Origin of the sequence: Massilia haematophila (genome assembly GCF_042647645.1) — a bacterium.
Taxonomy (GTDB): domain Bacteria; phylum Pseudomonadota; class Gammaproteobacteria; order Burkholderiales; family Burkholderiaceae_D; genus Telluria; species Telluria haematophila.
The window spans coordinates 2,037,982-2,061,930 of record NZ_JBHRVV010000001.1; the positions used below are offsets into that span (position 1 = coordinate 2,037,982).

General features: G+C 61.7%; 16 protein-coding genes and 2 pseudogenes. 11 read left to right on the forward strand and 7 right to left on the reverse strand.

The annotated features are described in order from the left end of the window. Positions 1–390: 390 nt before the first annotated feature. The 8 genes from ACFOPH_RS09050 (at position 391) to ACFOPH_RS09085 (ending at position 9,715) form a co-directional block, all read left to right on the forward strand. On the forward strand, positions 391–1,689 hold the full coding sequence (locus ACFOPH_RS09050; protein ID WP_312547256.1) for a TolC family protein: 1,299 nt from the start codon (positions 391–393) through the stop codon (positions 1,687–1,689). Then, positions 1,686–2,945: an efflux RND transporter periplasmic adaptor subunit gene (locus ACFOPH_RS09055; protein WP_147935936.1), complete on the forward strand. Its 1,260-nt coding sequence runs from the start codon at positions 1,686–1,688 to the stop codon at positions 2,943–2,945. The genes ACFOPH_RS09050 and ACFOPH_RS09055 overlap by 4 nt, the downstream gene beginning before the upstream one ends. 14 nt (positions 2,946–2,959) lie before the next feature. Beyond that, entirely contained in the window at positions 2,960–6,124 is a 3,165-nt protein-coding gene (locus ACFOPH_RS09060) for a CusA/CzcA family heavy metal efflux RND transporter (RefSeq protein WP_147935935.1), read from the forward strand. Between the two features lie 48 nt (positions 6,125–6,172). Next, entirely contained in the window at positions 6,173–6,766 is a 594-nt protein-coding gene (locus ACFOPH_RS09065) for a hypothetical protein (protein WP_147935934.1), read from the forward strand. Positions 6,767–6,815: 49 nt separating this feature from the next. After that, entirely contained in the window at positions 6,816–7,001 is a 186-nt protein-coding gene (locus ACFOPH_RS09070; protein WP_147935933.1) for a hypothetical protein, read from the forward strand. Between the two features lie 49 nt (positions 7,002–7,050). After that, positions 7,051–8,028, forward strand: coding sequence for a cation diffusion facilitator family transporter (locus tag ACFOPH_RS09075; protein ID WP_312547259.1), 978 nt, complete (start codon positions 7,051–7,053; stop codon positions 8,026–8,028). Further along, on the forward strand, positions 8,025–8,633 hold the full coding sequence (locus ACFOPH_RS09080) for an SIS domain-containing protein (RefSeq protein WP_147935931.1): 609 nt from the start codon (positions 8,025–8,027) through the stop codon (positions 8,631–8,633). Before ACFOPH_RS09075 ends, ACFOPH_RS09080 begins: the two co-directional genes overlap by 4 nt. A 203-nt stretch (positions 8,634–8,836) precedes the next feature. Further along, a complete protein-coding gene (locus ACFOPH_RS09085) occupies positions 8,837–9,715 on the forward strand; it encodes a WD40/YVTN/BNR-like repeat-containing protein (protein WP_312547261.1) in 879 nt (292 codons plus the stop codon). Between the two features lie 62 nt (positions 9,716–9,777). On the opposite strand, the gene ACFOPH_RS09090 is transcribed toward ACFOPH_RS09085, so the two are convergent. Further along, complete coding sequence (locus ACFOPH_RS09090) at positions 9,778–12,261, reverse strand: heavy metal translocating P-type ATPase (RefSeq protein ID WP_147935929.1); 2,484 nt, start codon at positions 12,259–12,261, stop codon at positions 9,778–9,780. Between the two features lie 90 nt (positions 12,262–12,351). Here ACFOPH_RS09090 and cadR point away from each other — a divergent pair, with 90 nt between their 5' ends. The 3 genes and pseudogenes from cadR (at position 12,352) to ACFOPH_RS09105 (ending at position 15,955) form a co-directional block, all read left to right on the forward strand. Further along, positions 12,352–12,783: a Cd(II)/Pb(II)-responsive transcriptional regulator gene (gene cadR, locus ACFOPH_RS09095; RefSeq protein WP_147935928.1), complete on the forward strand. Its 432-nt coding sequence runs from the start codon at positions 12,352–12,354 to the stop codon at positions 12,781–12,783. A gap of 109 nt (positions 12,784–12,892) precedes the next feature. Then, positions 12,893–14,821 (forward strand): cytochrome c/FTR1 family iron permease, encoded by a 1,929-nt coding sequence (locus ACFOPH_RS09100; RefSeq protein ID WP_147935927.1) that lies wholly within the window; start codon positions 12,893–12,895, stop codon positions 14,819–14,821. Positions 14,822–15,338: 517 nt separating this feature from the next. Beyond that, positions 15,339–15,955 (forward strand): annotated as a pseudogene (locus ACFOPH_RS09105) (cation transporter). Positions 15,956–16,059: 104 nt separating this feature from the next. On the opposite strand, the gene ACFOPH_RS09110 reads toward ACFOPH_RS09105, so the two are convergent. From ACFOPH_RS09110 to ACFOPH_RS09135, 6 genes and pseudogenes are all read right to left on the reverse strand, one after another. Continuing rightward, positions 16,060–16,422: a CzcE family metal-binding protein gene (locus ACFOPH_RS09110; protein ID WP_147935926.1), complete on the reverse strand. Its 363-nt coding sequence runs from the start codon at positions 16,420–16,422 to the stop codon at positions 16,060–16,062. A gap of 855 nt (positions 16,423–17,277) precedes the next feature. Next, on the reverse strand, positions 17,278–17,781 hold the full coding sequence (gene lspA / locus ACFOPH_RS09115) for a signal peptidase II (protein ID WP_222706937.1): 504 nt from the start codon (positions 17,779–17,781) through the stop codon (positions 17,278–17,280). 25 nt (positions 17,782–17,806) lie between these two features. Beyond that, positions 17,807–18,052: pseudogene (locus ACFOPH_RS09120) on the reverse strand (dihydrolipoyl dehydrogenase); the annotation flags it as partial. A gap of 146 nt (positions 18,053–18,198) precedes the next feature. Continuing rightward, positions 18,199–21,384: an efflux RND transporter permease subunit gene (locus tag ACFOPH_RS09125; RefSeq protein WP_147935923.1), complete on the reverse strand. Its 3,186-nt coding sequence runs from the start codon at positions 21,382–21,384 to the stop codon at positions 18,199–18,201. 36 nt (positions 21,385–21,420) lie between these two features. Then, positions 21,421–22,674, reverse strand: a complete 1,254-nt coding sequence (locus ACFOPH_RS09130) for an efflux RND transporter periplasmic adaptor subunit (RefSeq protein WP_379734858.1) — start codon at positions 22,672–22,674, stop codon at positions 21,421–21,423. A gap of 2 nt (positions 22,675–22,676) precedes the next feature. Continuing rightward, a complete protein-coding gene (locus ACFOPH_RS09135; RefSeq protein ID WP_222706936.1) occupies positions 22,677–23,921 on the reverse strand; it encodes a TolC family protein in 1,245 nt (414 codons plus the stop codon). Between the last annotated feature and the right edge of the window lie 28 nt (positions 23,922–23,949).

A 23,949-nucleotide genomic window follows, 5' to 3' on the forward strand; every position in this document is an offset into this window, starting at 1 on the left:
GAGTCGGGCCGCGCCGCTCAGCATTTCGGACACCACTCGTCCGAAGCCGATGGTCACAAAGTCGCATTCGACGGGAAGGACCAGCCCTCAGGCTCGGCGAAGAAAGCAAGCGTGCATTCACACTGCTCGTCCTGCGCCCACGTCTCGTTGTCCTTCGATGCTCTTCCTGTCGCCATAGCGATCCTCGAGCCTGCTTGCCTCGTACGGCCGGCTACTTCGCTGCACTATTCTTCCTTGTACTCCGATCGGCCCGAGCGGCCTCAATGGATCGCCGCCGTCTGATTCGGCGGCAGATCGTATACATCCACTCATCGTTGTGCGGTAGGCCGGAAGGCCATCCGATACGTATCGCTGCTGAATAGCCTTCGTTTTCAATAACCGGAGTTATTCATGCATCCCAAATTTTTCGTCCTTGGGGCGGCTGTGCTATTTGCACAGGCGCTGCCGAGTGCTGCGCAGATGACAGCGCAGCCAGTTTTACCTGGGGCAACCCAGCAGGCATCCCCGGCCACGAGCCCGCCCCTGACGCTCGATCAGGCCGTTGCCAAGGCCTTGGCGGCCAATCCAACACTGCGCGCAGCCGCGCTCGATGTGGCGATTGCCGAGGGCACGCGCCGCCAGGCCGGCGTGTTTCGCAATCCAGAGGTCTCGTTTGTCCGCGAGGGAACCCAGCGCGGCACCCGCACCCAAACAGTCCAGCTTAGCCAGGTGCTCGAACTCGGAGGCAAGCGCTCCGCCCGCATCAGGCTCGCAGAGAGCGAGCGTAGCCTCGCCTTGGGAAATCTTGGCGTTGCTCGCTCAGACTTGCGCGCCGATGTCACCGCCGCCTATTTCGACGCACTTGCTGCGCAGGAGCGACTGCAAGTGGCTCAGGCGTCGCTCGACGTGGCCGGCAAGGCTGCCTATGCGGCGGAAAGGCGTGTAGCAGCCGGGCGAGTGTCGCCTGTCGAGCAGGACCGCGCTGGCGTTGCCCAGGCATCGGCCCGGCTCGAGCTTTCCCAGGCCCAGAGCGAACTGTCGATCGCCTTGCACACGCTGGCCGCCTACTGGGGGGAGACCACTGCGGTTTCGCAGCCCCTCGCGATCCCCGAGCTGGATCTGGCGCCTGCCCCGGCGCTGGACGCGCTGCAACGGCGGCTGGACGCCTCGCCCCAGCTGCGGCGCTCCCGCCTGCAGGTAGCGCGCGAGGAAGCGCAGGTCGGCCTCGACCGTTCCCAGCGCATGCCCGATTTAACGCTCATTGCCGGCAGGCAGAAAGATGACGAAATCGGCCGCTCGCAAACCGTGCTCGGCGTTTCGGTGCCAATTCCCTTGTTTAACCGGAACCAGGGCAGCCTCCAGGCGTCGCTCTCCCGGGCTGAAAAGGCACGTACTGAACTCGCAGCGGAGCAGCTGCGCCTGCACCAGTCGCTGACCGCTGCCTACCAGCGGGCACAGCTCTCCGGCGAACAGGTACGCACCATGCGCCAGGACATTTTGCCAAGGGCACAGCGCGTGTTCGATGCAGCCGTCACAGGATTTGAAGCAGGCAAGTTCAGTTTCCTCGACGTCCTCGACGCCCAGCGCACGCTCCTGCAGACCCGCACCCAGTACATCCAGGCGCTGTACGACCGCTACCGTGCCGTCGCAGACCTTGGCCGCTATGTCGACACCGACGGCGCCCCCTCAGACAACAGGATCTCCCCATGACGCTCAACATCGACAAAAAGTCCGCCTTCTCCATCCTGGCCGTTGTTGCCGTAGGCATTGTTCTTGCGATTGCCATTCTGTTCTGGAAGAAAGACGCGCCTTCCGGTGAGGGCGAAACCGAACACGCTGAGGAAACGACGGCAAAATCTGCTGCCAAAGGGGGACATTCCGAAGGCAAGGAAGACGCGCATGCCGAAGGCAAGGAAGAAAGCCATGTCGACGCCGCGCCCGGCCTGGTCAAGATGACGTCCCAGCAAATCCAGAGCGCCGGCATCGTTACCGCCAAGGCAAGCGCGGCCAGCGTCGACACGGCCGTGACCCTCCCTGGCGAGGTGCACTTCAACGAGGACCGCACAGCGCACGTGGTTCCCCGTGTTGCGGGTGTCGTCGAATCGGTTTCCGCCGCGCTCGGCCAGGACGTCAGGAAGGGCCAGGCACTGGCGGAGATTGCCAGCCCGGAGCTCGCTGAACTGCGGAGCGCTGCCCTCGCGGCGGACAAGCGTGTTGGTCTTGCGCGTGTGACCTACGAACGCGAGAAGAAGCTGTGGGAAGACAAGATCTCGGCCCAACAGGATTTCCTGCAGGCCGAGCAGCAATACCGCGAGGCCCAGATCGAAGCACAGTCGGCGCGGTCGAAGCTGACCGCGCTGGGCGCGGGGTCAAGCTCGGGCGCCCTGAATCGCTATGTATTACGCGCGCCGTTCAACGCCGTGGTGGTAGAAAAGCACCTTGTCCAGGGCGAGGCCGTCAAGGAAGACGCCAATGCCTTCGTCCTGTCCGACCTGTCGAAAGTGTGGGTACAGATTGCCGTCAGCCCGAAGGACCTGCAGACGATCCGTGTCGGCCAGAGCGTGACCATCCGGTCTCCGGCCGGCGGCGAAGCAGTCAACGGTAAGGTGAGCTACGTGGGCAACCTGCTGGGCGAACAGACCCGGACTGCGACCGCCCGCGTCGTGGTCGATAACCCTGGACTCGCCTGGCGCCCCGGATTGTTCGTGAACGTCTCGGTGGTACGCGGCAAGAAGGAGGCCGCCGTCACAGTGCAGGCCGATGGCGTGCAGACGATCGAAGACAAGCCGGTCGTGTTCGTCAAAGCGGCGGAAGGCTTCCGGGCGCAGCCAGTCACCCTGGGCGCGAGCGACGGCAAGGTCGTGGAGATCGTCCAGGGCTTGACTGCCGGTGCAGAATACGTTGCAACGGGGAGCTTCGTTGTGAAGGCCGAGCAAGGCAAAGGCAGTGCCGAGCACGAACACTGAGCGAGGAACCAGACATGTTTGAACGAATAATCCGCTTTGCCATCGAGCACCGATGGATCGTCATGGTCGCCGTCGTCGCGATGGCTGCTGTCGGCATCTACAACTACCAAAAACTGCCGATCGACGCAGTTCCTGACATTACCAACGTTCAGGTCCAGATCAACACGTCCGCAGCCGGCTATTCGCCGCTCGAAGTCGAACAACGCGTAACCTTCCCGATCGAGACGGTGATGGCCGGCCTTCCCGGCCTGGAGGAAACCCGCTCGCTGTCGCGCTACGGCCTGTCGCAGGTCACCGTCATCTTCAAGGACGGGACGGACATCTATTTTGCCCGCCAGCTGGTCAACCAGAGGATACAGGAGGCCAGGGAAAACCTGCCTGGCGGGGTTGTGCCGATGATGGGACCGATCTCCACGGGCCTCGGCGAAATCTACCTGTGGACGGTGGAGAGCGAACCGGGTGCGAAAAAGCCCGATGGCACGCCCTACACGCCGACCGACCTGCGCGAAATCCAGGACTGGATCATCAAGCCGCAGTTGCGCCAGGTGGCCGGCGTCACCGAAATCAACTCGATCGGTGGCTACGCCAAGGAATACCTGGTCGCGCCTGACCCTGCGAAACTCAGTTCCTATGGGTTGTCGCTGTCCGACGTCGTCGGTGCGATCGATCAGAACAACAATAATGTCGGCGCCGGCTATATCGAACGCCGCGGCGAGCAGTTCCTGATCAGGGCGCCGGGCCAGGTACGCACCCTCGACGATATCCGCAATACCATCCTCAGCAACGTCGACGGCGTCCCGATCCGCATACGTGATGTCGCAACCGTCGATATCGGCCGCGAGCTGCGCACCGGCGCGGCGACCGAGAACGGCCGCGAGGTCGTGCTGGGAACGGTGTTCATGCTCATCGGCGAAAACAGCCGTGCGGTGTCCCAGGCGGTGGCCGCCAAGATGGTCGATGTCAATCGCTCGCTGCCGAAAGGTGTCAAGGCAGTGACGGTGTACGACCGCACCGTGCTGGTCGACAAGGCCATCAACACCGTCAAGAAGAACCTGCTCGAGGGCGCCGTCCTGGTGATCGTCATCCTCTTCCTGTTCCTCGGCAATATTCGCGCGGCGATCATCACTGCGATGGTCATTCCACTGGCGATGCTGTTCACGTTCACGGGCATGGTGACCTACAAGATCAGCGCGAACCTGATGAGCCTGGGTGCTCTCGACTTCGGCATCATCATCGACGGCGCCGTCGTCATCGTCGAAAACTGCGTACGGCGCCTTGCGCATGCTCAGGAGCACTATAAGCGCGACCTGACCCTCGCCGAGCGCTTCCATGAGGTGTTCGCAGCGGCCAAGGAAGCCAGGCGGCCGCTGATCTTCGGCCAGCTCATCATCATGGTCGTCTACCTGCCGATCTTCGCGCTGTCCGGTGTGGAAGGAAAAATGTTCCATCCCATGGCGTTCGCCGTTGTTGCGGCACTGGTCGGGGCGATGGTACTGTCGATCACCTTTATCCCGGCCGCAGTCGCCCTGTTCATCGGCAAGCGTGTCACGGAAAAGGAAAACAGGATCATGACCATGGCCAAGCGCGCCTACGCACCGATGCTCGAGAAGGTGATGCGCAACGCCGCACTGGTCATCACGAGCGCAATCGTCCTTGTTCTCCTGTCGGGACTGCTGGTCACGCGCCTTGGCAGTGAATTCATTCCGAGCCTGAACGAAGGCGACCTGGCCTTGCAGGCGCTGCGCATTCCCGGGACCAGCCTGAGCCAGTCCGTGGAAATGCAGCAGAAGGTGGAAGCCGGCCTGAAGGCGAAGTTCCCCGAGATCGACCGGGTGTTCGCGCGCACCGGCACGGCGGAGATCGCGTCGGACCCGATGCCGCCGAATATCTCGGATGGCTACATCATGCTCAAGCCCGAATCGGACTGGCCTGCACCGAAGAAGAGCCGTGCGGAGCTGATTGAAGCGATCGAAGAGGAAACGGAAAAGTACGCGGGCAATGCCTACGAATTTTCCCAACCGATCCAGTTGCGCTTCAACGAGCTGATCTCCGGCGTGCGCAGCGACGTGGCCGTCAAGGTCTTCGGCGACGACATGGATGTGCTTGCTTCGACAGGCCAGGAAATTGCCGAGGTACTCCAGCGCATTCCCGGCGCGGCCGAAGTGAAGGTCGAGCAAACGGGCGGCCTGCCGATGCTGACTGTGAACATCGACCGCGAGAAGACGGCGCGCTACGGCCTGAACATCGGCGCCGTACAGGAGGCACTGGCGATCGCAACCGGGGGGCGCGAGGCCGGCACCATGTTCGAGGGCGACCGCCGCTTCGATATCGTCGTCCGCCTGCCAGAAACGCTGAGGGCCGATCTGGACGCCCTCAGGCAGCTTCCCATTTCGCTGCCTGCCAAGGAGGGCAGCCCGGCGTCCTACATTCCGTTGGGCGAAGTGGCGACCCTCGAATTCACGCCTGGGCCGAACCAGATCAGCCGGGAAAACGGAAAGCGGCGCATTGTCGTGAGCGCCAACGTGCGCGGACGTGATATCGGCACCTTCGTGCCCGAAGCCGCGGCTGCGATCGCCAAAGAGGTCCAGGTACCGGCGGGCTACTGGACGAGCTGGGGTGGCACCTTCCAGCAGTTGGAGTCGGCGACGGCGCGCCTGCAGGTGGTCGTGCCGCTTGCGCTGTTCATCGTGTTCACGCTGCTGTTCATGATGTTCAACAACGTCAAGGATGGCTTGCTCGTGTTTACGGGTATCCCGTTCGCCCTGACTGGCGGCGTCATCGCCCTGGCCCTGCGCGGCATCCCGATGTCGATATCCGCAGCGGTCGGTTTCATCGCGCTGTCCGGCGTGGCGGTCCTGAACGGGCTGGTGATGATTTCCTATATCCGCACCTTGCGCGAGGAAGGCATGGGACTGGACCGGGCGATCACGCACGGCGCGCTGACACGGCTGCGGCCAGTCCTCATGACCGCCCTGGTGGCTTCGCTGGGCTTTGTACCGATGGCCATCGCGACCGGTACCGGCGCCGAGGTACAGCGGCCGCTGGCAACCGTTGTCATCGGGGGCATCCTGTCATCGACGGCACTGACGCTGCTCGTCCTTCCCCTGCTCTACCGGCTTGCGCATCGCTCGGATAGCGATGAGGTTCCGGTGCAGAAGGCGAAAGTCCTCGTCCATTGAGCGTACTGGGCCGCGAGGATTTCTTGCGGCCCAGCCAGGGAGGACAAAATGCGTCGAGACAACCGGAAGGGGTGCGCTCGCAGCACCCGTCGACTTGTCAAGCTGGACCTGGCTGCCCACGGGATTGCTCTCGTGAGCTGCGCGACTGGGGGAATCGTTCTTGAAAGCGTCGTCCTGATGGGAGCAGCCTCACATCATGTGGCCAGTATCGGATTTCGGCTGACCTCGAAAGAGATGACGGACGAGCTGACCCGGTCCAGAGCCCGTGATGCGATGTTCTCAGCTGTGCAGCTCATCCTTTGGGCGTGTTGCGTGGTGCTCGCCATAGTCGTGACGGCGCAGGGTGCGCACGGCCTGTTTCACGTCGAGTCTCTCGATGCCATGACGATGGCCGGCTTTGCGGCACCTGGTGCACTCGCTGCGGCCACCACTGCTGCGCTAACGCGCTCGTCTGCTCATGTCCGCGGCGGAAGCGACAGGGCCGATGCGCTGCTGTCTGCAGCACCGACTGCGGCTGCGCTCGGCATCGCCATTAGTGGATTGGGCGCTGATGCGGGAAGGCTGGACGCGCTCGCCGGTCTCGCCATCGTATTGATGCTTTGCGTGCGTACGCTGATTTATCTGGGGCGGACGCTGGATTGAACTGCTGTCAAACGGACGGTGCGTCGATTGATATCGAAGGAGGCAATAAATGAAACTACAACAACAGCCGGCTGAGGCAGCACATGATTACCTGTTCGAAGTGATCGGAATCGGAGGCCTGGTTTTGTTCGGCGTGATTATGCTGTTCTTCGGTTGGCTCAAGTACAAGGATCGAAACAATTCCGCAAGGACGAAACCGCGCAAGGGTTCAAGACCGAAGGCAAAGCGAAAGTAATGCGCGCCCGGCAGGCAGCACAATCATAATCACACACAAGGGGAAAACGATGGGTTCAGGACATTCTCATGCAGCACAGCCAGGCCAGAACGAACGACCTCTCTGGATTGCGCTCATCCTCACCACGGCATTTCTGACCGCTGAAATTATCGGGGGCATCCTCACCAACAGCCTTGCACTGATCTCGGATGCTGCGCACATGTTCACCGACAGTGCAGCGCTGGCGATCTCGCTTGCCGCGATCCGCATCGGCAAGCGTCCGGCAGACAGCGAGCGCACCTTCGGGTACTACCGCTTCGAAATCCTCGCCGCCGCCCTCAATGCCATCCTGCTGCTCCTGGTGGCGATGTACATCCTGTACGAAGCGTACCAGCGCCTGAACAACCCGCCGGAAATCGAATCGGGGACGATGCTGCTAGTGGCTGCGTTCGGCCTCGTCGTCAACCTCATCAGCATGCGGCTGCTCTCCAGCGGCAAAGATAGCAGCCTGAACATCAAGGGCGCCTACCTTGAAGTATGGAGCGACATGCTCGGTTCGATCGGCGTCATCATCGGCGCCCTCGTGATCCGGTACACCGGCTGGGCCTGGGTCGACTCGGCCATCGCCGTTGCCATCGGCCTCTGGGTATTGCCGCGCACCTGGACGCTGCTCAAGGCGAGCATGAACGTGCTGCTCGAGGGCGTTCCCGAGGGGCTCGGCATCGACGAAGTCAAGCAAGCGATCGCCGGCGTACCGGGCGTGGCGAGCGTGCACGACCTGCATGTGTGGTCGATTACAAGCGGCAAAGCCAGCCTGACGGTACATGTGGTCCAGCGTGCCGACGTCGCCGATCCACAGGTCCTGTTGCTCGCCGTCCGCCAGCTTGTCGCGAACAAGTACGACATCCATCACAGCACCATCCAGATCGAGACGACGCCGTGCGAGCAGGCAATCGATGAGCACAGCTTCGGTCCGGCAGCAGGTCACGACCATGCCGAGCATACGGAGCACGCCGGCCACCATGAGCATGAAGGAGAAGAGCGATGATCGACCATATCAGGGCAAACCTCGTCGAGGCGCGCGAAGCGCTCGATCACCTGATCAACGACGCCACCCAGCTCGCAAATATCGAGGCAGGGGCCGCCCTCCTCATCGACTCGCTACGTGGTGGGCGGCGTGTCATCTCGTGTGGAAACGGCGGCTCGATGTGCGACGCGATGCACCTGGCCGAAGAGTTGTCAGGACGGTTCCGCGAGAATCGACCCGCGATGGCGGCAGTGGCCATCAGCGACCCGAGCTACATCACCTGCGTCGCCAACGACTATGGCTACGACCAGGTCTTCGCCCGCTTCGTCGAGGGCAACGGTGGCCCTGGCGACGTCCTGTTCGCAATCAGCACGAGCGGGAGTAGTCCTTCCGTTGTCCTTGCTGCGCAAGCAGCCCGCGCCAAGGGTATGAGGGTAGTCGGGCTGACTGGACGGTCGGGATCGCAACTCGAGCAATGTGCGGATGTCTGCATCTGCACGAGCGCCGGACGCTACGCTGATCGGGTGCAGGAACTCCATATCAAGGTCATTCATATCCTGATCGAGCTGGTGGAGCGGGCCCTGCAACCATCGAATTATGCCCAACAGGATGGGCTCACAGGCTGAGTTGGTTCGATCTTTATAGAACCATCCCTGCAAGGCACGTGTAGCTCGCGGAACTGCTATCCTGTTCCCTACGAGAGCGGCGGCGCGGCGTGCCCCTTATCCCTGGGCTAACCCGCCACACTGGCTGGCCGGAGACTTTTGCTGAGGTATCTAGCAAAGCTTGGGCCATACAACCGCAGTGACTCGGCCGAGAACAAGTCACCATGACTACCGGACAGAAAAACGCACGTTTTTTGTCGCTGTTGGGCCTAGTGTTCATCTCTGTTCAGCTAGCACGGTTGTCGAACGCGGCTGAACCGACCGGGCTACGCACGAGGCTAGCAACGATCGTGTCACTTGAGTTCGACGACGCCAGTCACACGCTTTGGAAAGCGACGGCAACATCGCTTGCTCGCAGCCGGGACGAGGGGCGAACCTGGATTCCGGTGGCATTTCCGGTCACCGCAAAAGGTGACATTGCGGCAGTGTCGATCTCCGCAGGTAGCGCCAAAACGATCTATGTCTCCGTTGCAGGCTCAGGCGTTTGGCGTAGCCAGGATGGTGGGCGAACCTGGGCGTCGCGCAATAGGGGCCTGCCTGCTACTACCGTTGTCACGCTTGACGCACATTCCGGTCTGGCGCGTACCGTCTTTGCATACATTGCCGGCAAAGGTATTTTCCGCAGTCAAAATGCCGGCGCAAGCTGGCATCTCGTGGATCGCGGCCCCCGCGAAACGGTCGTACAACTCGTACATTCGAGCATGCCGAGTGGAATCGGAACCGGCTGGCTATTTGCCGCTACGCGTCAGGGTGTGCGTCGCACCATGGACTGTTTCTGCGGATGGCATAACGCAGGCCGGCTTGCGACCGATCTGCGCGTCGTGGCCACCGATGTCGACTGGCGGGAGCGCGTCTACACTGCCGGGCGCGAAGGATTGATTATCAGTCCTGACGGGGGCGATGACTGGATCCGGATGGCGTCTCCCGTAGCATTGATTACCGCGCTGGTGAGCACGCCTTCCGGAAAGCTGTACGGGGCAATGAACGGCCACCTGATTCGCAGCCCTGACCGAGGTGTAACGTGGGACTATGTTGATGGGTGAGGAGCGCATGTTGTTGCCCTCCCCCATCATTGTCATCCATATCGTTATCGCATTGGTGTAGCTCAGCCGGCTCGCAACGTCCGCCTTGGGGAGCCGGCGCCTGCCTGACCGCTGACCTGGCTGCGTGCTTCCCGTACCTTAAGCAGCCGAAGCCCGTTGAATACAACGAGCAAGCTTGCGCCCATGTCCGCAAACACGGCCATCCACAGGGTGGCCGAACCGGCGATCGCCAGGACCAGGAACACTGCCTTGATCGTCAGGGCTGCGACAATATTCTGCTTCAGGATGGCGGCGGCCTGCCTGCTCAGGCGGATGAATTGAGGAATCTTGCGCAGGTCGTCGTCCATCAGCGCGACGTCGGCCGTTTCGATGGCGGTGTCCGTGCCCGCGGCGCCCATTGCAAACCCGATATCGGCCTTGGCCAGCGCCGGCGCATCGTTAATACCGTCCCCTACCATGCCGACAGTGCCGAATCGCGCGATCTCGTCATTGATGGCAGCGAGCTTGTCCTCGGGCAGCATGTTCCCCCGGGCGTCGTCGATGCCGACCTGCCTTGCGATCGCCGCGGCCGTCACCGCATTGTCGCCGGTGAGCATGACCGTCCGGATTCCCAACTGATGAAGCTGGGCCAGCGCTTCGCGACTGGTTTCACGGATGGTATCGGCCACCCCGATCACCAGCAGTGGCGACGTTTCATCGCACAGGACAACCGCCGTCTTGCCTTCACCCTCCAGCTTCGACAGGACGCTTTCCGTCGCGGCGCTGCAGATGCCGAGCTCTTCGACCAGGCGGTGATTGCCAAGGTAGTACCACTTCCCGTCAATCCGCCCTTTTGTGCCTCGGCCGGTTAGCGCCTCGAACTCGGTCACGGAAGCCAGGGGGAGTCCCTGGCCGGAGTTTTTCCAGTGGCGGCTAACTGCGGTCGATACCGGATGGTCGGACCGGTCCGCGAGCGCGGCCGCAAGCTGCAGATGAGTCTGTGCATTGCCTTGCAGGGGTAACACGTCCGTCACCTCGGGTTTGCCCTGGGTGATCGTACCGGTCTTGTCGAGCGCGAGCGAGCGCAGTTTGCCGCCCTGCTCCAGGTAGACGCCGCCCTTGATAAGGATGCCGGCGCGTGCTGCGGCAGCCAGGCCGCTCACCACAGTCACCGGAGTCGAGATCACCAGGGCGCAGGGGCAGGCAATCACGAGCAGCACGAGTGCCTTGTAGATCCAGGGCATCCATTCGGCGCCCAGCACGAGCGGCGGCACGAGAGCAACTGCAAGCGCGATGGCGAATACGATAGGGGTGTAGATGCTGGAGAACCGGTCGACGAAACGCTGGGTCGGGGCACGGCTGCCCTGCGCGTCCTCGACCGCGCGGATGATGCGCGACAGGGTCGAGTTGCTGTGACCCGCGGTGACGCGGTATTCGAAAGACCCGGTTTCGTTGATCGTGCCGGCGAACACCTTGTCGCCGACCGTTTTTGGTATCGGCATGCTCTCGCCCGTAATCGGCGCCTGGTTGACGGAAGACTGGCCAGAGGTCACTTCCCCGTCCAGGGCAATCCGCTCGCCGGGCGCGACACGGGCCAAGGCGCCGATCGCGACTGTGGTGGCGTCCTGTTCGTCCCAGCTACCGTCGTCCAGGCGCACGCTGACCCGCTCGGGCGTCAATGCCATCAGGCCCTGGATGGCGTTTCTTGCCCGGTCGAGCGAACGCGCCTCTATCATCTCGGCAATCGCGAACAGCACCATCACCATCGCCGCTTCCGGCCACTGGCCGATCAGCACGGCACCCGTCACCGCGATCGACATCAGGGCATTGATATTGAGATTGCGGTTCTTGAGCGCGATCCAGCCTTTCTTGTACACCCCCAGGCCCGTCGTCGCAATCGCGATCAGCGATAGCAGCATGACTGGCCACCAGTTCTCATCGCCCGTCGTCCATGCAATGACCTCGGCACCTACCGCCGCGGCCAACCCAAGTGCAAGCGTCGCATACTGCCGCTTTCGGGAAGTGGATGGCACCGCCTCGGCTCGTCCTTGTCCAGCCGCAACGAGCACCGCCTGCATGCCGATGGACGTCAGTGCATCCTGGACCGCCGTTGCTGGCCCGCTGTGTCTGACGCTCAAACGGCGCTGGACGAGATTGAAGTCGAGCTGTTCAACTTGCGGCAGGCCGGACAGCTTGCTACGGATGAGCGCCTCCTCGGTGGGGCAATCCATGTTTTCGATCCGGAAGACGGTACCGGCCGCTGCCCCGCTTTGGTCACCGGCTTGTTCCACCACCGGGTCCATGCCGACCGCACGCACCGCCGCGAGGATCGGCTGTGGGTCGCCGAGGCTGTGCTCCACCCGCAACCTGCGTTGGACAAGATTGAACTCCAGCCTTCCGACGCCTTCAATACGCCCAAGCGCTTGCCGCAGCAGTCCTTCTTCCGTCGGGCAGTCCATCTGATCGATGCGAATGAGCAGCGAACGGTCCTGGGCTAAAGGCGAGGTACCCGTGGTCTCGATTGGCGCAGACTTCGCGCAGCATGACTTGGCCTGGCATTCCGACATGACGACTCCTTGAGAACTGTGTATAGTTTGCATTGAACACCCTGTAGCGGGTACAGGGTCAAGCACTAAACCAACATACCGGGATTTTTCTTGAAAATTGGAGAATTGGCAGAACGCTCAGGCTGCCTGGTTGAAACCGTCCGCTACTATGAGCGGATTGGCCTGCTTGCCCCGCCCGACCGGTCGTCGAACAATTATCGGGCCTATAACGAGCTTCATGCCGAGCGCTTGCTATTCATCCGGCACTGCCGCGCCCTGGACATGACACTCGATGAGATCCGTACGCTGCTCGATTTTCGCGACGCCCCCGGACAAAACTGCCAGGACGTCAACGCGCTCCTCGACAAACACATCGGGCACATCGTCGACCGTATAGCAAACCTGTCGATATTGGAGACGCAGCTCAGGGACCTCCGGAGCCGCTGCGTCGCCACCGACAGCACGGGCCCATGCGAGATCCTGCATGCGCTCGGCACTTCTGAAGCCTGCGACGAGCCAGGAAGACCTGGCACCATTGGTTAGTCCGATCTTTCCGCCCCAGGCAGCGACAGCAGGGATAATGCGCTTGACCTTCAAGTAGCTAGAAGGTGTTAAATGTCAGGCTCTCGTACATGAAGACAAGTGCCCTGATATGAAGTACTCCATTTGGCGTCGGCTGATAGCCCTCGTCGTGTTCTTTGGTTGCGTGATCGGCGCGACCCACGCAAATCCCACATCGCGAGAAGCAGAAGTCCGCCAGCTCTGGCAGTTGCTCGACTATGTCGCCGTAGACTACGCTGGCGCCGTCCAGAACGGCGCGATTATCAGCGAACTTGAATATCGCGAAATGCGGGAGTTCTCGACGCGGGCACAGAACCAGGTGCAGGCATTGCCTCCGCATCCCTTGCACGCAGAGCTGGCAGCTGCCGCCTCGAGACTGAAGCAGGCGGTCGAACGGAAAGACTCGCCGCAACAGGTTTCCCAGCTTGCGCGGGAGGCAAACCGGTTGCTGCTGCAGGCCTACCCTTTCCCTGTTGCGCCGCGCGCCATGCCCGATCTGGCCCGCGGTGCGGCGCTGTATCAGGCGCAATGCGCTTCATGCCACGGCGCGACCGGCGCCGGCGATGGGGCTCTCGCAGCCAAGCTCGAACCCAAGCCGATCGCGTTTACGGATGAGGAAAGAGCCCGTTCCCGGTCACTCATGGCCCTGTACCAGGTGATCAGCCAGGGTGTTGAAGGCACCTCGATGCCGGCCTTTGCAAGCTTGTCCGAGCATGACCGTTGGTCTCTGGCGTTTCATGTCGGCACCCTGGCGTTCAAGGACACGGATATCGCAGCTGGAGAGTCTGCATTCGCACAGAACAAAGCCGCGTCCGCCACGATTTCCGACATGAACACGCTGGTGACGGCAACCGAAGAAGAGCTGGCAAAAGCAACGTCGCCGGCAACCGCGCGAACGATTCTGGCGTACGCCCGCACCCATCCCGAAACGGTACGGGCGCAGCAGGAACGCACGGGCATCGCCCTTGCGCGCAAGCTGCTGCAAGACAGCCTGAATGCCTTAGAGAACAATCAGCGGGCGAAGGCCACCGAGCTCGCTTTATCGGCCTACCTGGACGGCTTCGAGCCACTCGAGGCAACGCTCGACGCGACCGACCGCCAGCTTTTGGTCGACGTGGAACGAACCATGCAGCTATATCGAGGCGCGGTCGCACAAGGCAACGTATCGCGTGCGACCGAATACGCCCAGCAACTGGACGCGTATTTCGTACGTGTCGAGGACCTTACCGGCGCGAACAAGACCGACGCGACGACGGTGTTCGTGGGCGCGCTGACCATTCTCCTGCGTGAAGGTGTCGAAGCGCTGTTGATCGTGATCGCGATGGTCGCGTTCCTGCGCAAAGCGGAGCGTCCTCAGGCGTTGCGCTACGTGCACGCCGGCTGGGTTTCGGCGCTGGCCGCCGGCGCCTTGACATGGCTGGTCGCCACCTATGTGGTCAGCATCAGTGGCGCAAGCCGCGAAGTGACCGAAGGCCTGTCTTCGCTCTTCGCCGCGGCGGTATTGCTGTCGGTTGGGCTATGGATGCACCAGAAAGGCCAGGCCGGACAGTGGCAGGCCTATCTCAGGCAGCATCTGACTGCAGCGATGGAAAAACGCTCCGCATGGGCATTGTTTGCCCTCGCCTTCATCGCGGTGTACCGGGAAGTCTTTGAAACAGTCCTGTTCTACTCGGCGCTCGCGGCCGACGGCAACGGCCCTGCACTATTGACAGGATTCGTTACGGGCCTGGTCCTGCTGTCGGTGATTGCTGTGATTTTCCTGCGTACCAGTGCACGCATGCCGATCGGTAAATTCTTCTCGTTCAGCTCCGTGCTGGTGGCTGCCCTGGCGGTTGTCCTGGTCGGAAAAGGGATCGCAGGGCTGCAGGAAGCCGGATGGCTGACGGCCACACCCGTCACGGGACCGCGCATGCCGGTTCTCGGCCTCTACCCGACGATACAGACTTATGCAGCGCAGCTGGCCCTGCTTCTCGCAGCTGGCCTTGGTTTTGGATTCAACTTGGTAAAAGCCCGCAGATAGTCAGCTTGACAAGGAGCAATCATGATCAGCAAGACAATCTTTAGTGTTCCATTTGCTGCGCTCGTTCTCTTGGGCGGCTGTGCCGACCCAAGGTTAGGGCCGAACAGCAAAACCGGCTGGGTTACCGAACTTTATACGGCAGAGAGGCTAACCGCGAATCGCCCAGCCTGCTTGGCAAATCTCAGCGACACGGAGATTGCCAGCCATCGATACGCGCTGATTACAACCCCTCACCTCCGGTCATACAGATATGTAAGCGTATTAGTACCAGACTCAATCGAGGTCCAGCTTGACGATAAGGTCGAGATATCCCCGCCCACATGTGAAAATGGGGCATTGCCGAAAGTCGTGCAGGTGCTGAAGCATTCCCGCAAAAAGCCATAACCCCATGCGGCAAGAATGGTGAGCGTTCGCTGTAGAATGGGCCATTCTGTCCTTGTTCTAATCCAGCCGGCAGCGCCTGGCCCTGACGATGCCTGACCACGCGTGCTTCCCTCTGATATCTTACGGAGGGCAAATGAAGGACAGTAAGAACGATAGCCCTGACGAACCAAGCCTGGACGCTGCTAACGAGCGTGATCGCAGCATCCGATGGAAGGTCTTACTGATCAATCTGGGGCAGTGCCTGGCCGGCGTTGTGGGGGCACCTGGGCATCATCAACCGCGGTGATCGGCGCTGGCCTCGATAACTTGGGGGATGCCGCCGTCTACGGTGTGAGTCTGTACGCTGTCGGCAGGTCCGACGCGATCAAGACGCGTGCAGCCCAATTGTCCGGATGGCTCCTCATTGGATTTGCCTGTCTGTTGCTGATAGAGGTTGTCCGTCGCTTCCTCGGCGGTGAAGCTCCGTTGGGACCTGCCATGATGGGGATGGCCGCTGCAAATGCGTTTCTTAGCATTTATTGCATCCGGCTCTTGAAGCAGCATCGCGGCCAGGACGTCAACTTCAAAGCGTCCGCTATTTTCACGAATAACGATTCAATCGTAAATGGGGCGATCGTGGTATCGGGCGCGTTGGTGATGTGGACAAAATCTAACATTCCCGACCTGCTGCTTGGAACAGTGGTTTCGTTTATTGCTGCAAAAGGAGGATATGAAATCCTCTCGGAAGCGAAGGAAGCCCGACCAAAGTAGCGGCATGTGTCCTGCTCAGAAAAAAGAAGGATATTCTCCAGGTTCGATGCCGCGTACGGCATCGAACGAGAAATGGTGATCTGTAAGATCACCGAGAGCAGCGCTTAATTGGCGTACATCGGATTTTCCTCAACATAAATCTTTACCTTTGTTGCGTTGGGGAGGATGTCCGCCAGCGGAATCACCGGTACACCGAGGGTATCGAACGTCCAGGTAACGCTTCTTGGACCGTCCACGATAAGGACAGTCTCGAGTCGCTTGACATGGATCGATCTGGGCTTGCCAGGCATTACTGTGATAACGCGTTCGGGCGCCGTATTGGAGGAGTATCCGAACGGTGCTTCCCTTCCTGTCTTCGCTTCCGTGGCGATCTCAGCAGGCACCTGTCCAGCGTTGGCTTGGGCTCCAAACGGCACGAATACGCATGCGAGGAGTACGGCGAATACGGAATTAATATGAGTCTTCATTGAAAGTTCCTTTTAAAAGTATGGCTTGTTGAACGCACTCGCTCTCGACATGACCAGTTCTGGGCCGCTATGGTCGTGAGCAAGGCATGTATGCACGCAATGGGTTTAGCTGGCGAATATCTTGAATGCCTGGTTTCGCTGCTCGAATCAAGTCCGCCCCGACGTCGCTTCGTGCCATCATCGGGTCGCCTGAATCGCCGAGGAGAGCAAATTGCTACGGTACGGGTTTCGTCCATGACCCGCACAACTGTGCTTCGGCTTGGCGAAACGATGGCTTGATTTGTCGAATGATGGAGTTAACCACCAGGCGCAGGCTCTATTTGCCGGCTGGAATGATCAGATCTATTTTGGCCGTATCAAGCCGTCGAGTATCGGAGACTGGTAATTCAGTTGATTGAGACTAGCGGGAAAAGAGCGCGACAGCTCCGACCACTTGAGCACCGAAAACCCGCTGTCAAACGGCTGCAAGTCGCATGCCGAAACACAAGCCGCGCTGCAACCAGAGTCGAACGGGGATTTAATTGGATTTTCAGCATCGGTTATGTCGGATACCGCTGCGGCGATCGACGCGTCTTCGGAAATCACGCACCATCCTGCCGCCCAGCCAGACTGTAACGGCAAAAGCGCAAGCAATATAATCAGAAATATGCGCTTCATGGAGTTGTTGGCTGTTTGGTCAGAGAAGAGAACACTGGAGGATGGTAAATTTTACAACGCGCGCCGAGCGAAAACATGGGTCTCGATTTGTTGTAGATCTGATTATCTTTGTTCTGTCGACGCCGGATCATGGCCCTGTTCAGACCTGTCGCCGCGGCGCCGGCGCACCACACTGGTCGGGCCGCAGCAGCCGGAAGACTATCGGGTCTTGTCGGCGGCCGGAGCTGCCGCGCGGACACCAAACAGTGCGTGCAACACGATGATCGCAGCGCCGAGCGTGATGCCGATATCGGCGATGTTGAAGGCTGGCCAGTGATGCACCCCGACATACACGTCGATCCAGTCAACCACGCCCATCCGCGCGGTTCGGTCAACCAGATTGCCGACCGCTCCGCCAAGGATCATCGCCAGACCGATCCTTTCGGCGGAGCCCGTTTCCGGTTTCCTGATCATCCGAACGATCAGGATCGACGCGAGTACGGCCACCACGATGAACAGGTAGCGTTGCCATCCGCCGGCCGTGGCGAGAAGCCCGAAGGCTGCACCCTGGTTGATCACATGGACGATGTTCAAGGACGGTAACAACTCGATCTGCTGACCGTAGGCCAGCCGCTCCACGATCGCAGCCTTGGTGGCCAGGTCAACAGTGGCGATCAACCCGGCGAACACTACGGCAGCGAGGGGTTTCAAAGGTTTGGTCACTATGTAATTCCTTCAAAGTTCACGATCAGAGGTTGAGCGCGCGTTTGTCCACAGCGAGCTCTGCTTCTCTGGTTGCTTCATACAAAGTCGGGTGCGCATGGCAGATCCGGGCAATGTCTTCTGAAGGCGCGGAAAACTCGAGCGCCATTGCCGCTTCACCGATCATTTCCGACGCGAGCGAACTGACGATATGCACGCCCAGCACAAGGTCCGACTGGGCGTCGGCCACTACCTTGACAAATCCTTGTGCGTCGCCGTGGCCAAGTGCGCGATGCAGGCAACGGGCAAGCCGAGTTGTCCGGCGCGGATGGCGGCGATATATCCTCCCGACCCCGCACCAACGATCGCCACGTCATATTGCTTTTCCATATATGCCTTTCCAATGTGCGCGCAAATGTACCTACCCTGATGGCCTGCTTAGATTCCCTCCGCCACGGCCTCGGGCGGCCGGGCGAATCGCTGGTACAGGGTCGGCAGCACGAACAGCGTCAGGATCGTCGCGGAGATCAGGCCACCGATGACAACAGTGGCCAACGGGCGCTGTACCTCGGCGCCTGCGCCGGTTGCCAGTGCCATGGGGACGAAGCCCAGCGACGCGACCAGTGCCGTCATCAAGACAGGGCGCAGGCGTCGCAGCGCGCCTTCGCGCACCGCCTGCGCCCACGGAAGCTGTTTCGCCAGGTCGTCGATCGAACCAGCCATCACCAGTCCATTGAGGACGGCGACGCCCGACAGTGCGATGAATCCAACGGCTGCCGAAATCGAAAACGGTAGACCACGCAGCCAGAGTGCGGCGATTCCCCCGATCAGGGCGAGAGGCACGCCCGTGAACACGACCGCGGCAGCGCGCCAGGAACCGACGGCCGAGTACAGCAACAGGACGATGAGCGCGAAGCAGGCCGGTACCACAACCGCCAGGCGCATCCGCGCACGCTCGAGGTTTTCGAACTGCCCGCCCCAGGCGAGCCATACGCCGGCGGGCACCCGTACGTCCGCATTGATACTGGCCCGCGCCTCGCCGACCACGCCGGCGATGTCACGTCCGCGCACGTTGGCTTGAACGACCACGCGCCGCTTGCCGTTCTCGCGGCTGATCTGGTTCGGCCCCTTCGCCGTCTCCAGCATGGCCACCGATCCCAGTGGAACGAAGCTGCCGCCTGGCGTCAGCACAGGCAACAGGCGCAAGGCCTCGACATCGTTCCTGGTCTGCTCGCCGAGTTTCACCACCACGTCGAAACGCCTGTCCCCCTCGTAGATCGACCCGGCCTCACGTCCCGCAACCGCTGCCGCCAGGGTGTCGTGCACGTCCTGGGCGGTCAGCCCGACCCGGGCCATGGCGTCGCGATCCAGCCGGACATCGAGTAGCGGAAGGCCCTGCACCTGCTCTACACGGACGTCTTCCGCGCCCTCGACAGCACGCAGTTTTTCGGCGACCTGCTCGGCGGTGCGGATCATGGCGTCGAAATCGTCGCCATAGACTTTGACCGCGATGTCACCCCGTACGCCGGCCAGCAGCTCGTTGAAGCGCATCTGGATGGGCTGGGTCAGCTCGTAATTCTGCCCAGGGATGCCTGCGACCGCTTTCTCGATCTTCTCCACGAGCTCGGCCTTGCTCATCCCGGGTTCCGGCCATTCCGAACGGTCTTTAACGATGACAAAGGTGTCGGTGATGTTCGGTGGCATCGGGTCAGCGGCCAGTTCAGCCGTACCCGTTCTGGAAAAGACCAGCTTTACCTCGGGCAGCTTCCCGACCGCGTTCTCGACGGCAAACTGCATGGCTTGGCTCTGGTCCAGGGACGTTCCCGGAATGCGGGCCACCTGCAGCAGCACGTCCTGCTCGTCTAGTGTCGGAAGAAATTCCTGTCCAAGCGTCGTGAACAGACCGAGCGCGCCTGCGAAACCGGCAGCCGCGAGCACGCCGACCAGCTTGGGCTTGGCGAGCGCACGGTCCAGCCAGGGTGCGTAGGACGACGAGGCGGCCTTGACCAGCTTGTTTTCCTTCTCATCGACATGGCGCGAAAGCCAGAGCGCGATCGCAGCCGGTACAAAGGTGAGCGAGAGGATGAAAGCGAAGACCAGGGCCAGAATCACCGTTACCGCCATCGGTGCGAACATCCGCCCTTCCACCCCCTGGAAGGTCAACAGGGGGACGTAGACGAGAATGATGATCGCCTGGCCATAGACGCTTGGCCGGATCATCTCGCGCGCGGCGGCGGCGACGGTATCGAGACGCTCCGCCTTGGTGAGTATCCTGCCGGTCTGATGCTGGCGTTCCGCGATGCGGCGCAGCGCGTTCTCCACGATGATCACGGCGCCGTCGACAATCAGGCCGAAGTCCAGCGCGCCCAGGCTCATCAGGTTCGCCGAGAGTCCTGCCTCGAGCATGCCTGCCGAGGTCATCAGCATGGTGACCGGAATCACGGCTGCGGCGATCAGCGCCGCCCGCAGGTTTCCGAGAAGCGCGAACAGCACCGCGATCACCAGAAGAGCGCCCTCGGTGAGGTTGGTTGCCACGGTCTTGATGGTGGCATCGACCAGCCGGGTGCGGTCAAGCACTGGCCGGATCAGCAAGTCCGGCGGCAGGGATCGTGCAATTTCCTTCAGTCGGACATCCACGGCCGCGGCGACCGTCCGGCTGTTCTCGCCGATGCGCATCACGGCAGTACCGACAACGACCTCCTGGCCGCCTTCGGACGCCGAGCCGAAACGCACTTCCTGCCCCAGGCCGACCGTAGCGACATGCGAAACCAGCACTGGCGTGCCGCTGCGGGTAGTAATGACGGTTTTCGCCAGTTCTTCGGCCGACGTGATGCGGGCGTCGGCCTTGACTGTAAGAGCCTCTCCGTTCTGGATGACCACGCCGGCGCCAGCGCTCGTGTTGTTGCGCTCGAGCCCCTCGCCCAGCATCGTCAGGCTGATTCCCAGGGCCGCAAGTCGTTGCGGATCCGGCGTGACCACATACTGCTTGACGTAGCCCCCGATGACGTCGACGCCCGCCAGCCCTTCTGTATTCTTGAGCTGCGGTGCGACGATCCAGTCCTGCACCGTGCGCAGGTAGGTGGCCTTCTCGGCAGCGCTGCGCAGCACTTCCCCTTCCGGGGTGATATAGCTGCCATCGGCCTGCAATCCGGTCGCCGAGTTCGCTTTCGGAGTCGGCTTGGCGGCGTATTCCACCGTCCACATGTAGACATCACCGAGGCCGGTCGCAATTGGGCCCAGGCTGGCGGTCGCACCGGGAGGCAAGCTGCGCTCGACGGCGCGCAGCCGCTCCGCTATCTGCTGGCGCGCAAAATAGATATCCGTGCCATCTTTGAAGACCGTCGTTACCTGTGCAAATCCATGCCTGGTCAGCGAGCGCGTGGATTCCAGCCCGGGTATGCCGGCGAACGCCGTTTCGATCGGATAGGTGACCTGCCGCTCGACGTCGGCCGGCGCGAGCGCCGGTGCGACGACATTGATCTGCACCTGCGTGTTGGTAATGTCCGGTACGGCGTCGATCGGCAGGCGCGTCAGTGCAAACGCGCCGAGGATCGACAGCAGGATCGTGGCAATGAGGACGTGCCACCGCCGCGCAACGGAAAAGTTGACGATGCGAGCAATCATGGTTGGATATCCTTCAGGAGCCGTTGAACGAGGAAATCAGTCATCGTCCCCTGCCTCTCCCTTGCCATGCTCCGCCTTCAGCAGATAAGTATTGCTGACCGCAATCTGTTCGTCACCTCCGAGGCCGGACGCCACCTTGACGTAGCCGGCCGCGTTACCGCCGAGGACAACGTGCTTGATCGCGAACCCTTCTTTTTCCCGGACGAACACGCTCGGCTTGTCCTCGACGGTTTGCACCGCGGTCCTCGGAATCGCCAGCTGGCCGCCGCCGGCACCACCCTCGAGTGCAATCGATGCCGTGACGGTTTCGCCGATGCGCCAGTTTCCCTGGCCATTCGACAGCCGTGCGATCGCGCGCACCTGGCGCGTTGCAGGATCGAGCACGCGCGATACGTGCGTAATGCGACCCGCGCCGGTACGGCCATCAGTCGACACATCCATCGCGGTGCCCACGGTGACGCGGGCAGCATCGTTCGGCGACAACGAAAGCTCGACGGCGAGTTCGTTGAGGTCGGCCACTTCGAAAAGGTGCGCGTCCGGCGCTACGATGTCGCCCAGGGCGATTTGCCGTGCCGTGACGTTACCTTTGATCGGCGAGCGCAGCATCAGGCGATTGAGCCGCCCCCCACCTGTTCCTCCTGCGGCAGCGAGCTGCTGCTCGGCCAGGCGCAGACGGGTTCGCGTTTCCAGGGAAGCATTACGCGCGATCTCGAATTCCTGACGTGAGGTGACTTTTTCGCCGTACAGACGTTCTTCGCGGGCGGAGGTAGCCTGGGCCAGCTCGTGCTGCCGCTTGGCGATTTCGACATCGGCCCTGAGCTGGGCGACGTCCCGGCTCTCGATCACGGCGAGTACATCCCCGCGCGCGACCGGGTCGCCAAGGTTGCGTCGGATCTCGACTACCCGGCCGCCGACGGAACTGGAAACAACGGCCGCATGCCTGGGGTCCGCGGCGATCACTGCCGGCGCCTCGACCGCGCCAGCGAAGGACTGGCGAACCGGCATGACCTCGATTCCTGCAGCCCGGATCTGCTGATCTGACAGCGTAACGAAGTCTTCCCTGGCCTCGGACTCGCCTTCCTTCTCGGCAGCTTCGCCTCCTTCCCCGGCCTTGGGTTCAGGTCGACCTTTTTCTTCCTTCTCTTCCTTCTCTTCCTTCTCGCCCTTTTCGCTCGACGCTTTCTCGCTTTGCTCTGCGGCTTCTTTGGAATTAGCTGGCTCTTGTTTGGGGGAACATGCGCCCAACAGGATCATCGCGGCGCAAAGGCCGGATCGAAATACCGCTTGCATGGTCAATCCTTATAAATTGGAGAGTTGGAACCTTGTAGCCGGGCGAGACGTGCCCGGGCTGTGTGTAGTGCGGCGAGAGCGTCGACTGAGCTTTCGCGCGTGGCGGCCAATGAGCGTTCGGCTTCGATCAATTCGAGTTGCGGGAATTTCCCCTCGGCATAGCCAATCCTCGCGATACGCGCCGCTTCTTCCGCAGCTGCGAACGCGGGGCCAGTGGCGGCGCGTGCAGCGGCCAGTGCGTCAGCTACATCGGCTTCCGCTTGCGCGGTGGATTGCTCGAATTCCAGTGCAACGGCGCGGCGCGCGGCGGAAGCGCGGTCGTATTCCGCCCGGGAGCGTGCGATCGCGGCGGTGCCCGGATTGAATAATGGCAGCGGGACCGACAGCGCAAGAACAGCCGCCTTCTCGGACGATTCGCCATAGCGACGCATGCCGGCGGTCAGCGTCACGTCGGGGATCCGGTCGCGCCTGGCCGCGTCGACGCGGGCGTTCGCAGCCGTCAGCTCGGCCTCGGCAGCGGCGAGCGCCAGGCTCGAGACTGCCGGCTGCCCAACCACCGCTGCGTCGGTTCGTTCGAACCAGGTCGATGTAATCGCAACCGGCGTCGTGCTGCCTGTCAGTCGTGCAATCGTTGCGCTGGCAAGCCGGGTGGCGCGTATTGCTTTGTCCAGCCGAACTTCTGCGTTAATACGCAGCACATCGGCCCGTTGCTCTTCAATAGGCGACGCCTTGCCGACGCGTACGCGCTCACGGGCAGCATGGTGGGCGCGCTCAGCCAGCGCATGGCTGGCTTTCGCGATCTCCACGTACCTCTCGCTGGCGGCAAGGGTAACGAAGGCTTCGGTAATCTGAAAGGTCAGGTCTGCTTGAGCGACCTGCCTGCCGATTCGTGCCGCGCCACGCTCGGCTTCTGCCACGCGCACCCTCGCGCCCCGCTTGCCGCCCAACTCCAGTGGCATTGATAGCGAAAATGTCTTCTCGCCCCCGCCAAAACCGGCGTAGCGTCCCGAGCCCAGTACATTTTCGGCCTCGACGGACAGTGTCGGATTCGGTCTAAGGGAGGACAGCCCTACATTGGCATCTGCCGCGCGCAATGCTGCATCGGCACCCTGCAATTGTGGCGCCTGGTTCCGGGCCCTGGCGATGGCTTCAGCGAGTGTGAGCGCTGTGCCTTCAGCCAAGGCCGGTCCTGCGGCAAATATGACCAGCAGTGCAGCAATGACAGAACACTTCATCTTGGTGCGCATGATTGAATTGGCTTGACGGATTAATAAA